The organism is Microbacterium sp. W4I4 (assembly GCF_030816235.1).
Classification (GTDB): domain Bacteria; phylum Actinomycetota; class Actinomycetes; order Actinomycetales; family Microbacteriaceae; genus Microbacterium.
On the sequence record NZ_JAUSXT010000001.1, the window covers coordinates 22,281 to 35,443 of the forward strand.

At 69.3% G+C, this 13,163-nt stretch carries 15 protein-coding genes and 1 pseudogene; 11 read left to right on the forward strand and 5 right to left on the reverse strand.

The window, feature by feature from the left end:
* The first annotated feature begins 40 nt into the window (after positions 1-40).
* From QF046_RS00105 to QF046_RS00155, 11 genes are all read left to right on the forward strand, one after another.
* Positions 41-931 (forward strand): ParA family protein, encoded by an 891-nt coding sequence (locus QF046_RS00105; protein WP_307364956.1) that lies wholly within the window; start codon positions 41-43, stop codon positions 929-931.
* The gene (locus tag QF046_RS00110) at positions 915-1,769 is read left to right on the forward strand and encodes a ScpA family protein (RefSeq protein WP_373425635.1); all 855 of its coding nucleotides are present in this window, start codon (positions 915-917) and stop codon (positions 1,767-1,769) included. The genes QF046_RS00105 and QF046_RS00110 overlap by 17 nt, the downstream gene beginning before the upstream one ends.
* 40 nt (positions 1,770-1,809) lie before the next feature.
* Complete coding sequence (scpB, locus tag QF046_RS00115) at positions 1,810-2,415, forward strand: SMC-Scp complex subunit ScpB (protein WP_373425744.1); 606 nt, start codon at positions 1,810-1,812, stop codon at positions 2,413-2,415.
* 67 nt (positions 2,416-2,482) lie between these two features.
* Positions 2,483-3,307: a pseudouridine synthase gene (locus tag QF046_RS00120; protein WP_307364960.1), complete on the forward strand. Its 825-nt coding sequence runs from the start codon at positions 2,483-2,485 to the stop codon at positions 3,305-3,307.
* Entirely contained in the window at positions 3,304-4,416 is a 1,113-nt protein-coding gene (locus tag QF046_RS00125; RefSeq protein WP_307364962.1) for a prephenate dehydrogenase, read from the forward strand. Before QF046_RS00120 ends, QF046_RS00125 begins: the two co-directional genes overlap by 4 nt.
* Positions 4,409-5,119: a (d)CMP kinase gene (gene cmk, locus QF046_RS00130; RefSeq protein ID WP_307364965.1), complete on the forward strand. Its 711-nt coding sequence runs from the start codon at positions 4,409-4,411 to the stop codon at positions 5,117-5,119. Before QF046_RS00125 ends, cmk begins: the two co-directional genes overlap by 8 nt.
* Positions 5,112-6,632: a ribosome biogenesis GTPase Der gene (der, locus tag QF046_RS00135; protein WP_307364967.1), complete on the forward strand. Its 1,521-nt coding sequence runs from the start codon at positions 5,112-5,114 to the stop codon at positions 6,630-6,632. Before cmk ends, der begins: the two co-directional genes overlap by 8 nt.
* Positions 6,633-6,718: 86 nt before the next feature.
* Complete coding sequence (locus tag QF046_RS00140; protein ID WP_307364969.1) at positions 6,719-7,789, forward strand: Glu/Leu/Phe/Val dehydrogenase family protein; 1,071 nt, start codon at positions 6,719-6,721, stop codon at positions 7,787-7,789.
* Between the two features lie 22 nt (positions 7,790-7,811).
* Positions 7,812-8,255, forward strand: a complete 444-nt coding sequence (locus QF046_RS00145; RefSeq protein WP_307364972.1) for a GNAT family N-acetyltransferase — start codon at positions 7,812-7,814, stop codon at positions 8,253-8,255.
* Between the two features lie 52 nt (positions 8,256-8,307).
* Positions 8,308-9,228 (forward strand): NUDIX domain-containing protein, encoded by a 921-nt coding sequence (locus tag QF046_RS00150; protein ID WP_307364974.1) that lies wholly within the window; start codon positions 8,308-8,310, stop codon positions 9,226-9,228.
* 9 nt (positions 9,229-9,237) lie between these two features.
* Positions 9,238-9,831, forward strand: coding sequence for a uridine kinase (locus QF046_RS00155; protein WP_307364976.1), 594 nt, complete (start codon positions 9,238-9,240; stop codon positions 9,829-9,831).
* A gap of 25 nt (positions 9,832-9,856) precedes the next feature.
* Here QF046_RS00155 and QF046_RS00160 read toward each other — a convergent pair whose 3' ends face one another.
* The 5 genes and pseudogenes from QF046_RS00160 to QF046_RS00180 all read right to left on the reverse strand — a co-directional run bounded on the left by QF046_RS00160 (position 9,857) and on the right by QF046_RS00180 (position 13,141).
* Entirely contained in the window at positions 9,857-11,542 is a 1,686-nt protein-coding gene (locus tag QF046_RS00160) for an HNH endonuclease signature motif containing protein (protein ID WP_307364978.1), read from the reverse strand.
* A 58-nt stretch (positions 11,543-11,600) separates the two neighbouring features.
* The gene (locus tag QF046_RS00165) at positions 11,601-11,981 is read right to left on the reverse strand and encodes an RNA-binding S4 domain-containing protein (protein ID WP_307372596.1); all 381 of its coding nucleotides are present in this window, start codon (positions 11,979-11,981) and stop codon (positions 11,601-11,603) included.
* Positions 11,978-12,235, reverse strand: coding sequence for a lysoplasmalogenase family protein (locus QF046_RS00170; RefSeq protein ID WP_307372598.1), 258 nt, complete (start codon positions 12,233-12,235; stop codon positions 11,978-11,980). The genes QF046_RS00165 and QF046_RS00170 overlap by 4 nt, the downstream gene beginning before the upstream one ends.
* Positions 12,236-12,287: 52 nt before the next feature.
* A pseudogene (locus QF046_RS00175) lies at positions 12,288-12,524 on the reverse strand (lysoplasmalogenase family protein); the annotation flags it as partial.
* 161 nt (positions 12,525-12,685) lie between these two features.
* Positions 12,686-13,141, reverse strand: a complete 456-nt coding sequence (locus tag QF046_RS00180; RefSeq protein WP_307364981.1) for a hypothetical protein — start codon at positions 13,139-13,141, stop codon at positions 12,686-12,688.
* Positions 13,142-13,163: the final 22 nt, after the last annotated feature.

The window sequence follows — 13,163 nt, forward strand, 5'->3', positions numbered from 1 at the left end:
GCGGCTACAATCGAGCAAGCACGAAGGAGCAGGAGCACTGGTGGCGGAGAAGGCGACGAAGTCCAGGTCGAAGGCGACGAAGGGGGATGACACCCCCATCGGTCCGACCGGCCGTCCCTATCAGGGCTTCGCGACCCCGGAACCGCTGGCCTCGCACGGGCCGGCGCGGATCATCGCGCTGTGCAACCAGAAGGGCGGCGTCGGCAAGACGACCACCTCGATCAACCTGGCTGCGGCGCTCGCCGAGTACGGTCGCAAGGTGCTCGCGGTCGACTTCGACCCGCAGGGCGCCCTGTCCGCCGGTCTCGGCATCATCGTGCACGACGTGCCGACGGTCTACGACCTGCTGCTGGACACCAAGCGCGACCCGCGCGACGCGATCGTGCACTCCGCGACGCCGAACCTCGACGTGCTGCCTGCCAACATCGACCTGTCCGCCGCCGAGGTGCATCTGGTCAACGAGGTCGCCCGCGAGACGATCCTCTCGCGCGTTCTGCGTCAGGTCGCCGGCGAGTACGACGTCATCCTCATCGACTGCCAGCCCTCGCTGGGGCTGCTGACCGTGAACGCGTTGACCGCCGCGCACGGCGTGCTCATCCCGCTGGAGTGCGAGTTCTTCGCCCTGCGCGGTGTGGCGCTGCTCATCGAGACCATCGACAAGGTGCGCGACCGGCTGAACCCGTCCATCATGCTGGACGGCCTGCTGGCCACCATGTACGACCCCCGCACGCTGCACTCCCGCGAGGTTCTGGAGCGCGTGGTCGAGGCCTTCGGCGACGACGTGCTGGAGACCGTGATCGGCCGCACCGTGAAGTTCCCGGACGCCTCCGTGTCGGGCGTGCCCATCACCGAGTTCGCGCCGGAGCACGCAGCCGCCCAGGCCTACCTGCGACTGGCGCGGGAGCTGGTCGCCCGTGGCGCCGTCGCCTGAGGAACTGCCCGCCACCACTGTCGATCCGATCGACGAGAGCGTGGTCGTCGAGCCGGTCGAAGGGTTCCGCGTCTCGCTGACGAACTTCGACGGACCGTTCGATCTGCTGCTGAACCTGATCTCCAAGCACGAGCTCGACATCACCGAGGTGTCGCTGAGCAAGGTCACCAACGAGTTCATCACCTACCTGCGGGAACTGGACGGGGATGAGGAGCTCGATCAGGCCTCCGAGTTCCTCGTCGTCGCGGCGACCCTGCTGGACATGAAGGTCGCAGGACTCCTGCCGCAGGGCGAGCTGGTGGATGCCGAATCCGTCGCGCTGCTCGAGGCGCGCGACCTGCTGTTCGCCCGCCTGCTGCAGTACCGCGCCTTCAAGGAGGTCTCGGCCTGGTTCGCACGATGCCTGCAGCGCGAGGACCGCCGTCACGTGCGCGCGGTGCCGCTGGACGAGAAGCATCGCGGCCGCACGCCAGAGCTGGTCTGGTCGCTGAGCGCGGACGACTTCGCCGCGCTCGCGCTGATGGCCTTCGCGCCGAAGGAGCTGCCCACCGTCGGGCTGGATCACCTGCACGCGCCGCTGGTCAGCATCCGCGAGCAGGCGGCCGTCGTCGTGACGCTGCTGCGCAGCACCGAGTCCCTGACCTTCCGAGAGCTCGTGAGCGGTGTCGCCGAACCAGGCATCATCGTCGCGCGCTTCATCTCCGTCTTGGAGCTGTACCGGCACGCCGCGCTCTCTTTCGAGCAGCTCGAGCCGCTGGGAGAGCTGACGCTGCGATGGTCGGCGGAGACCTGGTCCGACGAGCAGCTGGCGACCCTTGGGGCGGACTATGACAAGTGAGCCGACTATGACCGATGAGACGACGATGACCGAAGTGACGATGACAGAAGAGGCGGATGCGTTGGAGGCGGAGCGGGAGACCGGCACCGACGCACCGCTCGCGGAGCGCGTGGAGGCGATCCTGCTGATCGTCGACGAGCCGATCGCGCTGGTGGCGCTGGCCGCGGCCGTGCACGCACCCGTGCCCGCCGTCCGCCAGACCCTGGAATCGCTCGTCGAGGACTACGACGGGCGAGGCAGGGGGCCCAGACGAGGCTTCGAGCTGCGCGAGGTCGGCGGAGGCTGGCGGCTCTACGTCCGCGAGGATCACGACGACCTGGTGGCCGAGTTCATCGGCGGGCAGGCGCCGGCGCGGCTGTCGCAGGCGGCGCTGGAGACCCTCGCCGTGATCGCGTACAAGCAGCCGGTCACCCGCGGCCAGGTGGCCTCGATCCGCGCCGTGAACGTGGACTCCGTGGTGCGCACGCTGCTCGCCCGCGGGCTGATCACAGAGCTGTTCGCCGACTCGGAGACGGGCGCGATCAACTACGGCACCACCGACCAGCTGCTGCAGCACCTGGGGATCAACTCGATCGACGAGCTGCCCCCGATCTCGCCGCTGCTCGACGACGGCGCCGAAGGATTCGACGAGGGGAGTCTGCGGTGAGGATTTCGCGACGAGAGGGTGCCGAGACTGGATTCCGGGCCGAAGGATTCGATGAAGGAGTGATCCGATGACCGGCTCAGAAGCCCAGGGGGCCCAGGACGGACAAGCAGAGGGTGGACAAGCAGAGGGCGTCCGCCTGCAGAAGGTGCTCGCGAACGCGGGCGTGGCATCCCGCCGCGTGATCGAGAACTACATCGTCGAAGGCCGCATCCGCGTGAACGGGCAGACGGTCACCGAGCTCGGCAGGCGCATCGACCCCGAGACCGATCTGGTCGACGTCGACGGCACCGCCGTTCAGTTGGACGTGTCCAAGCGGTACGTCATGCTCAACAAGCCCACCGGCATCTACAGCACGATGCGCGACGAGAACGGGCGTCCTGACCTGCGCCGGTACACGGAGGACTGGCCGGAGCGGCTGTACAACGTCGGTCGGCTGGATGCCGAGACCAGCGGACTGCTGATCCTCACCAACGACGGCGACCTCGCGCACGTGCTCGCGCACCCGTCGTTCGGGGTCACGAAGGTGTACATCGCGAAGGTGAGCGGAGAGGTCACGGCGCAGACGATCGCGAAGCTGACCCGCGGCTTCGATCTGGAGGACGGTCCGATCAAGGCCGACAAGGCGAGGCTGCTGGACGTCTCCCGTGGCGCGAGCCTGGTGGAGCTGACACTGCACTCCGGGCGCAACCGGATCGTGCGCCGGATGATGGCCGAGGTCGGGCATCCCGTCGAGGATCTCGTGCGCCGCCAGTTCGGTCCGCTCCACCTGGGAACTCTCCCGGTCGGGCAGACCCGGGAGCTGAGTAAAATCGAACGTGGCGCCTTGCTGACTCTGTCGCGCCAGGATTCTCCTGCGGCCGCCGGAGACGACGACCCGCAGGAGACCGAGTGAGCGATTCCACGAACGGACGTGCTGCGCGCGTATCCGGCACCGTGCGCATCGTCGGCGCGGGTCTGCTCGGATCCAGCATCGGCCACGCACTGCGGGCCAAGGATGTCGACGTCGTGCTCGCCGACGCGTCGCCGTCGCAGCTGCGACTGGCGATCGACTACGGCGCGGGACGTGCGGCGCGCGAGGACGACAGCCCCAGCCTGATCGTGGTGGCCGTGCCGCCGGATGTCACCGCCGACGTCATCCAGGCCGAGCTCGTCGCATACCCGCAAGCCGTCGTCACCGATGTCGCGAGCGTGAAGCTCGCGCCGTTCGTCGAGCTGCGCCGACGCGGAGTGGACCTGACCCGTTACATCGGCTCGCACCCGCTGGCCGGCCGTGAGCGCGGCGGGGCGATCTCCGCGCGCGCCGACCTGTTCATCGGGCGACCGTGGGTGGTGTGCCGCGACGAGGAGACCCGCGCCGCAGACCTGGCCGTCGTCGAGGCCCTCGCGCTGGACGTGGGTGCCATGCCGCTGGAGATGACTCCCGAGGAGCACGACCGCTCGGTCGCGATCACCTCGCACGTGCCGCAGGTGGTGGCGAGCCTGCTGGCCGGACGCCTGGCATCCGCCGATGAGGACTCGCTGACTCTGGCCGGGCAGGGCGTGCGCGACACGACCCGCATCGCGGCATCCGCCCCCGAGCTGTGGGTGCAGATCCTCAGCGCCAACGCCGAGCCGGTGGTGGAGGTGCTCGACGCACTCGCCGCCGACCTTCAGGAGCTGACGAGCGCGCTGCGCGAGCCCGACGCACCCGGTGCCCGACGTGCGGTCGCGGATGCCATCCGCCAGGGCAACGAGGGCGTGGAGCGCCTGCCGGGCAAGCACGGTCAGAACCGCCGCTTCGAGCAGCTCGTCGTCATGGTCGACGACACCCCCGGTCAGCTCGGACGCCTGTTCGGCGAACTGGGTGAGCTCGGCGTGAACGTGGAGGACCTGCGCCTGGAGCACTCTCCCGGGGCGCAGTTCGGCCTCGCCGACATCAGCGTCGCGCCCGCCGCGCTGCGCGGCGCCATCGAGGGCCTGGAAGAACGCGGCTGGCGGATTGCGGGGAACACCAATGACTGACCTGTCTAACACCGATGCGCGCAAGTTCATCGCGATCGACGGGCCGGCCGGTTCCGGCAAGTCCAGCGTCTCCAAGGCGATCGCGCGCCGGCTCGGCTATGGCTACCTCGACACCGGGGCCGCGTACCGCGCCCTGGCCTGGCACGTGCTCGAGCAGGGCGCGGACACCGCGGATGCCGATGCCGTCCGCTCGGCGGCATCCGCCTTCCCCCTGAACCAGGGCCTGGACCCCGACGACCGCCGCGTGCGGGTGGGGGAGACCGATGTGACCGACGCCATCCGCGAGCCGCGCGTGTCCGCCGCCGTGAGCGGCGTGGCGCGCGTGCCCGAGGTGCGCGTGCAGGTCAACGAGATGTTCCGCAGGATCGTGGCCGAGGCCGACTATCCCGCGGTGGTCGTCGAGGGTCGTGACATCACGACCGTCGTCGCCCCGGATGCGCCCGTGCGCATCCTGCTGACCGCCGCGCCCGAGGTGCGGGCCGCGCGCCGTGCGGGGGAGCTCGCGGGCGAGAACGCGGCGGCCGTCGCCGAGGCGCTGCACAAGCGCGACGCCTCCGACAGCAGCGTGGTCGACTTCCTCAACGCCGCCCCGGGCGTGGATGTCGTCGACTCGACAGAACTTGATTTCATGCAGACAATCGATGCCGTGCTCGCAGTGATCGAGCACCGGCGCGATGCCGATAAGGAGCTTGACCATGGCTGAAGACGACTACGAAGGCGGTCCGGACGACCTGGCCGAGAAGATGGCCGACCTGGATGAGGAGCTCGCCCAGAAGCGCGCCGATCTCATGCGGGCGACCCTCTCCGACTACGACCTGGACGAAGACGACGCCCACCTGCTCGACGGGGTGACCCGCGGCGAGGACGGCATCGAGTACATGCCGGCGCTGCCGGTCGTCGCGATCGTCGGCCGCCCGAACGTCGGCAAGTCCGCGCTCGTGAACCGCATCCTCGGCCGCCGTGAGGCCGTCGTCGAGGACACCCCCGGCGTCACCCGCGACCGCGTCACCTACAAGGCCGAGTGGATGGACCGTCGGTTCTCGATCGTCGACACGGGTGGCTGGGAGCCGGATGCCAAGGGCATCGACCGTTCCGTGGCCGCGCAGGCCGAGGTGGCCATCGACCTGGCCGACATGGTGCTGTTCGTCGTCGACGCGAAGGTCGGCGCGACCTCGACCGACGAGCACGTCGTGAAGATGCTGCGCAAGAGCGGCAAGCCGGTCTTCCTCGTGGCGAACAAGATCGACGACGCGCGTCAGGAGCCCGAGGCCGCGGCGCTCTGGAACCTGGGTCTCGGCGAGCCGTACCCGGTCTCCGCCATCCACGGGCGCGGCGTCGCCGACCTCCTGGACATGGTCATGGAGAAGCTGCCCGAGGTGTCGGCGGTCGCCAAGGCCGAGATCGGCGGACCGCGCCGCGTCGCGATCCTGGGCCGACCGAACGTGGGCAAGTCCTCGCTGCTGAACAAGGCGGCGAAGGAAGAGCGCGTGGTCGTCAACGACCTCGCCGGCACCACCCGCGACCCGGTCGACGAGATCGTCGAGCTGGGCGGGAAGATGTGGCGCCTGGTCGACACCGCAGGCATCCGCCGCCGCGTGCACCTGCAGCAGGGCGCTGACTTCTATGCGTCGCTGCGCACCTCCGCCGCGCTGGAGAAGGCCGAAGTGGCGATCGTCGTGCTCGATGTGAGCCAGTCGATCAGCGTGCAGGACCTGAACATCATCGACATGGTGCTCGAGTCGGGCCGTGCGCTCGTGCTCGCGTTCAACAAGTGGGACCGCCTGTCGGACGACGACCTGGAGAACGCCGATCGGCGCCGCTACCTGGAGCGCGAGATCGAGCAGGACCTCGCGCACGTCGCGTGGGCGCCTCGGGTGAACATCTCGGCGAAGACCGGATGGCACTTCGACAAGCTCGTTCCGGCTCTGGAGCGTGCACTGGAGAACTGGGATCGCCGCATCCCGACCGGCAAGTTCAACGCATTCATCACCGAACTCGTCGCCGCGCACCCGCACCCGCTGCGCGGAGGCAAGCAGCCGCGCATCCTGTTCGGCACGCAGGCGATCACGCGTCCGCCGACGTTCGTGCTGTTCACGACCGGATTCCTCGACCCGGGCTACCGCCGGTTCATCCAGCGCCGCCTGCGCGAGCTGTACTCCTTCGAGGGCACGCCGATCGTCATCAACATGCGCGTCAGGGAGCGCCGCCAGCGCTGACGCACTCTGAGGCAGAATGGGAGCGGATGCCATGATCCCGGCATCCGTTCCCGCCCGGCCCACGAGGCCTGCCGAAGGAGACTGCGATGACGCACACCCTGCCCCTGCCCGATTTCGCCCACGAACGCGTGGAGGTGATCACGGGCCCGCGCAGCGGCCTGTTCATCACCGTCGCACTGCACTCGTCCGTGCTCGGCTCCGCCCTCGGCGGAGCGCGGCTGTGGACCTATCCGCACTGGAGCGACGCGCTCGGCGACGCGCTGCGGCTCTCCGCGGCCATGACGCTGAAGAACGCCGCGGCCGGCCTGGATGCCGGTGGCGGCAAGTCCGTCATCCGCCTGGAGCCGGGTGAGACGCTGGATGCGGATCGCCGTCGTGCTGCGTTCCTCGATCTCGGGGATGCCGTCGAGCTGCTGGATGGCCGGTACCGCACGGCGGAGGACGTCGGCTCAACCACGGATGACATGCTCACCGTCAGCGAGCGCACGCAGCACGTCGTGGGTCTGCCCTCGACCGTCGGCGGCTCCGGCGAGCCCGCAGGCCCCACGAGCCTGGGTGTCTACGCGTCGCTGCAGGCGGTGCTGGAGCGCGTGACCGGATCGGCCTCCCCGGAGGGACGCCGGGTGACGATCTCGGGTCTCGGCCAGGTCGGTGGTCGTCTGGCGTCGCGTCTGGCCGAGCAGGGCGCTCAGCTGACCGTCACCGACATCAACCCCGCACGACGGGCGTTCGCGACCGAGATCGGCGCGACGTGGGTCGAGCCGGGCAGCGAGCACCTGGTCGCCGGCGATGTGTTCGTGCCGGCCGGCATCGGCGGCGTGCTGACCGATGAGGTCATCGACGCGCTGGGCGTGAAGGCCGTGTGCGGTCCGGCGAACAACCCGCTCGCTTCGCATTCCGGAGCGGCGCGCCTCGCGGATCGCGGCATCCTCTACGCCCCCGACTTCGTCGTGAATGCGGGCGGTGTGATCTACCTGGATCTCGAGGCGAAGCAAATCGGCACGAGCGAGGAGATCATGGCTCGGGTGGCCGGCATCGGAGACACCGTGCGCACGATCCTGGATGGGGCGGAGGAGCGCGGTGTCACGCCGTTGCAGGCCGCCGAGGAGCTCGCCGCGTCTCGGCTGCGCGCCGGCGCCGAGGCGGGCGTCCGCTGAGGACCGGGGGAGGGCTGATCGGATGACCGGGATGCAGCGCGAGGTCGAGATGCTTCGGGGCCTCACCGCGGAGGACGCGGAGGATCTCCGGCATCTGCTCGGTCAGCTCTCCTCGACCGCGGTCTTCGACGCGCAACGCGTGGAGTCGATGATCAGTCACGACGCGACCGACATTCTCGTCGTCCGTGATCACGGCAGGATCGTGGGCATGGCGACGATGGTGACCTTCCCGCTGCCCACCGGCATCCGCGGCATGGTGGAGGATGTGGCGGTCGACGAGTCGATGCGCGGGCAGGGAATCGCCCGGCTTCTCCTGCAGCGGATGACACGGCTCGCGGGAGAACGCGGATTGCGGACGCTGGACCTGACCTCGCGACCGTCGCGGGAGGCCGCGCAGCGGCTGTACGAGTCCGTGGGGTTCGTCCGGCGGGACACCGATGTGCTCCGCTACACGCCCGGGGTCTGACTCACTTCGTCTTCGTCGCCGCGGCGCGATGCGGCTGTGAAAAGCTGGAGGGGTGACGATCATCCCTCCAGCTCCCGGTGAGCCGCGCCGTCCTGACGGCCCGAGAGACAGCGGAGACGCCTGGGTCGTCGCCCCGACGGGGGAGAAGTACTGGGGCCGATACGGGGCCGCGGGGCTGCTGGCAGTGGATGCCGAGCGCGGCGTTCTGCTGCAGCACAGGGTCGGCTGGAGCCACTTCGGCGGCACCTGGGGCATGCCCGGTGGGGCGCTGCACGAGGGTGAGGCGCCGCTGGCCGGCGCGCTGCGCGAGGCGCAGGAAGAGGCCGGGATCCCGGACGGCGCCATGCGGGCGCGGTTCGCGAGCGTGCTGGATCTCGGGATCTGGTCGTACACGACGGTCGTCGCGGATGTCGTGGAGCCGTTCGAGCCAGTGATCAGCGACCCGGAGAGCCTGGCGCTGGAGTGGGTTCCGGTGGACGAGGTGGATCAGCGTCCCCTGCATCCGGGTTTCGGGTCGGCCTGGCCGATGCTGAGGTCGCTGCTGCCCGTGCGTCCGGTGATCGTGGTGGATGCCGCGAACGTGGTCGGCTCGGTGCCCGACGGGTGGTGGAAGGACCGGCCTGGTGCGGCCACGCGGCTGCGCGACCGGTTGTCCTCCTGGGCCCCGGGTGGGGTGGCTGCGGACGAACTGAGCCTGGAGGCGTACCGCTGGTTCCCGCGGGTGTCGTTGGTGGTCGAGGGCGAGGCGCGTGCGATCCCGGATGCCGACGGTCATCGCGGCGTGCACGAACGGGTGGATGTCGTGCGGGCGGATGCGAGTGGCGACGACGCCATCGTCGACGAGTCGCGCCGGCTGCTCTCCCGTGGCTCCCGGGTCACGGTCGTGACGAGCGATCGTGGCCTGCGGGCGCGCGTGGAGGAGCTCGGCGCGGAAGTCCATTCAGCGGGCTGGCTGCTGGGCGTGCTGGGCTGAGGCGTCACGGTGAGCGACCGGGTTCGATCGATCATCGAGCGTCTTCGGGATCTTGCCTTTTCGGGCCGCGCAGTGGTGGTCGGCATAGACGGTGTGGACGGAAGCGGCAAGACCCGTTTCGCCGCGCGACTCGCCGACGGTCTGCAGCCGATGCCGGTCAGGGTGGTGCATGCGGACGATCACCTGAACCCGCCCGAGATCCGTCACGCGAGGGGCCGGAACTCCCCGGAGGGGTTCTGGCTGGACACCTACGATCATGCGTCGCTGCTCGGCGCGGTGGCGGCGGCCAGGGCGGCAGGTGGAATCGTGCTCGTGGAGGGGATGTTCCTGCACCGCGTCGAGCTGAGGAGCCTGTGGGACTTCTCGGTGTTCCTCGATGTGCCGTTCGCGGTGACGGCTGCACGCATGGCGGTCAGAGACGGCAGCCATCCTGATCATCGGCACGCCAGCATGCGCAGATACGTCGATGGACAACGGCTCTACTTCGCTGCGGCCGAGCCGTGGCGGCACGCGAGCGAGATCCTGGACAACTCGTCTGAGGACCCGACACGGATTCACGCAGAGGACTGCTTCGCCGCGCGGGAGCATCCGGACGGGCCCTGAAACCGATCGGTACTCGCGAGCTCGGTCAGAAGGGTGCGCCGGCCATCGCCGGTGCGGTGGTGCTGTCGAAGGTGAAACGTCGGTCCGGTGGTGGGCTCGACGTCGGTGAGTTCGACGGTGATCGGTTCGACGCTGATGAGCCGGGTGGTCGGGTGTCCGGTGGTTCCGCTGCCGATGGCTCGGTATCCGCTTCGTCGGACGGCACGAACATGACGCGTCGGCGCGCGGGGTCGGTGTACTCCCGACCGGTCGGACTGGTCCACGTGACCGTCTGATCGGGAAGCTGTCGGGCTGTCCAGCGGTGCTCGTCGGGGATGGACGGGTGCTTGAGAGTGTGGTGGGCGAGACAGAAATGTGAGAGGTTGCCGATCTCGGTACGTCCGCCGAGGGCGTAGTCGTGGTTGTGGTCGATCTCGCAGTAGTGGATGGGCCGGCGGCAGCCGGGGAACCGGCAGTGCTGGTCACGGGCGCGGAGGTAGCGGCGCATGGGCTCAGTGGGGGTGTAGGTATCGGTCTCAGTGACGAAGCCGCGTGGGCCCAGGAACAGACGCGTCCAGCCGGTGCGGGCGCCGGCGAGGGCGCGCGCGGCGTCGGGGTGGAGCGGGCCGTGTCCGTCGAGCTCAGCAGGCAGGTCGTCGGCACCGGTGAGGGTGGTCGCGGCGACGGTGACCTGGATGATGGCGTGGATGTTGTCCAGTCCTGTGCCGTGCACGGTAGAGGGGGCGCTGGCGAGGAGGAGGTCGGCGAACAGGTCCGCACGGCGCTGGTCCATGGTGCGGGTGTCGTCGGGGATGTGGATGATCAGCGGGCTGTCGGGGTTGGATCGAGGGTCCGTGGTCAGGTCGGCCTCGACGGCATGGGCATCTCTGATCACGGCGGCCTCGGCTTCGATGTCGTCCCACTCCTGACGGGAAAGCGGGTCGATGCTGAAAGTGTCCCCGGCGAAGATCGCGTCGACGAGCCGGTCATCCTGAGCCTCGGCGAACAATTCTTCCTCGTCATTCCATCCGGCCTCTTCCGGGGTTGTGGGCGGGAGGACCGGAGTGCGGTCCTCAGGATGCTGCGTCTGGTGCCTGGCCATCTGAGTGAGCCGGTCCATGATGCCGACAGCGAGGTGCTCCGGCAGCACGGCCTGCAGCAGGGCCATCCCGTCACCGACGGAGCGGATGGTGACCGCGCGCTCTTCGGCGGCCTTCTTGTGCTGCTCGACGATGGTGAGGCCTGCAAGAGCCGCGGCGACCTGCCGGGCATGCGTCTTGGTGCGGGCCGGGGTGTCGTGCTCGGCGACCTCCAGCACGGCAGCCTCGTACAGGGCGAGGGTGTCGGGGGAGACGGTTCCGGTGCGGACGGCTTCGCGCACGGCATCCGATTCCCGGATGATCTCCCGCACATGCCCCGGGCTGAGCCGCCCGGCCTGGAACGCAGCGCGAGTGAGGTCGAACTCCTCGGCCAGCATCCGCGCGTCGGAGAAAGCGAACTCCATCGACCCCTTCGAAACGTGCCCGGCCGCGGAGTGCTCCGCGATCATCGAACGGATGATCACCTCCCGGTGCAGGGGAGCGGCCTCGATCTCGTCCTCCATCAGGGCCCACCGCTGCGCGAGCAACCCGGCAGCCTCGGACTGCAGCACGGCGATCTGCCGCTGCTTCGCACTCCACGCATCCAACAGCGCCACGCGCTGTGCGATGAGGGTGGAGACGTCCTTGGTCATGCCTCCAGTTTAGAACAAAACTACGAAAAAGGGTAGTGATTTCGAGATTGTGGAGAACTCAATCGTCATCCGATTCTCGGCCCCTCAGCCGGTCGATCTCGCGGCGCTCGCGCTTGGTCGGGCGGCCCGCACCGCGATCGCGCACGCCGAGCATGGCGACCGGATCGCGGGGAGGTGTGCGGTCGTCGTAGGCGGTCACGGCGATCGGCGCGCCGACCCGCTTCACGAGAGTCTGCTTCACGGTGAGGATCCGGTCGAAGCCGGCGATGCGCACCCGCACCTCGTCGCCGGGCTTCACCGTCTGCGCGGCCTTGGTCTTCTCGCCGTTCACACGCACATGCCCCGCGCGGCATGCCGTGGTGGCGGCTGAGCGGGTCTTGTAGATCCGGATCGCCCACAGCCAGCTGTCCACGCGGACCGGCTTCACGGCATCCGTCATCGCGACTCCCGCTTGGCGAGGGAGCGGAGCACGCCCCAGACGATCAGCCCCTGACCGATCGTGTACGTGGCCATGACGGCCGGGCTCGTCCAATCGGGCATGACGTCGGGCAGGAAGAGCCGGAAGGCGAGAATCGAATCGCTGGCGAGGAAGAACGCACCGCCCAGCGCGACGATGGGGTGGCATCGAGCCGAGGTGGCCGCGGTTCCCGCCAGGACCAGGCCGTAACCGGCGACAGCGGGGGAAGAGCGCACCGGTGTGCGGGCCGAGCGTCGCCAGCATCCCGACCCACCAGGCGGCGTAGACCAGGGTCCACCAGGGCAGTCGGCGGATGCGCGCGAAGCGCAGGAACACCACGATGTAGCCGATGTGCGCGATGCCGAAGAAGAGGAGCATCAGCGGCAGTTCCGGGCCGTCCGGGAAGAACGTGCCCGCGCCGTCGCCCAGCCAGGAGAACGCGATGGCGCCCAGCAGCAGAGCGAGGACGACGCGCGGGCGCAGGCGTGGGGCCGTGACGAGAACGGCGAATGCCAGCAGCGGCATGAGTGCCAGCTTGGTCGGCCCGGCGAGCGGGTTGCCGAACGCGAGGGACAGCACGTGGATCACGGACAGCGCGACGTACGGCACCCAGGCCACGACCTCGAGAATTCGGATGTCGCCGGGAAGAAGCGCGCCGCTCCTTCCCGGTGCGGTGGGGGCGCTGCTCACGACTCGACCGTGACCGCCGTGACCGCGCAGTCGCCGTCGAGGTGCGCGGCCGGCCAGTATCCGTCGGGGAAGTGCTCGCCGCAGGTGTCGGCGAAGTGCAGCACGAACGTGCCGTCGGCGGTGGCTTCGATCGCCTCCAGGCGCAGGTCCTGCGCTCCCTCATCGAGTTCGTGCGGTTCGGGCTCCACATCACTGAATTGCGTCACGACGGCATCCGAAGCCGTGCGGCGGATGATGTCGAGATCCGCCACCACGGTGCGCAGCCTGGGGAGCAGCGGCTGCACGGCAGCGGCGTCGGTGCCGTCGATCATCAGCTCGATCTCGGAATCGCCGTACGGGATGCTGCCGACGTACCAGTCATGGACCGCGAAGGTGCCGTCGTCGAAGACGCTCTCGCCGCGGACGAGTCGGCCGAGTTCGGGGTCATCGAGGGACGGATGCTGTGCAGTCATGGCTTCACGGTAGCGCGGCGCG

Coding starts and splice junctions, on each gene's coding strand:
- scpB (WP_373425744.1), top strand. CDS start 1,810: ATGACAGAAGAGGCGGATGCGTTGGAGGCGGAGCGGGAGACCGGCACC.
- QF046_RS00120 (WP_307364960.1), top strand. CDS start 2,483: ATGACCGGCTCAGAAGCCCAGGGGGCCCAGGACGGACAAGCAGAGGGT.
- cmk (WP_307364965.1), top strand. CDS start 4,409: ATGACTGACCTGTCTAACACCGATGCGCGCAAGTTCATCGCGATCGAC.
- der (WP_307364967.1), top strand. CDS start 5,112: ATGGCTGAAGACGACTACGAAGGCGGTCCGGACGACCTGGCCGAGAAG.
- QF046_RS00140 (WP_307364969.1), top strand. CDS start 6,719: ATGACGCACACCCTGCCCCTGCCCGATTTCGCCCACGAACGCGTGGAG.
- QF046_RS00145 (WP_307364972.1), top strand. CDS start 7,812: ATGACCGGGATGCAGCGCGAGGTCGAGATGCTTCGGGGCCTCACCGCG.
- QF046_RS00160 (WP_307364978.1), bottom strand. CDS start 11,542: ATGACCAAGGACGTCTCCACCCTCATCGCACAGCGCGTGGCGCTGTTG.
- QF046_RS00165 (WP_307372596.1), bottom strand. CDS start 11,981: ATGACGGATGCCGTGAAGCCGGTCCGCGTGGACAGCTGGCTGTGGGCG.
- QF046_RS00180 (WP_307364981.1), bottom strand. CDS start 13,141: ATGACTGCACAGCATCCGTCCCTCGATGACCCCGAACTCGGCCGACTC.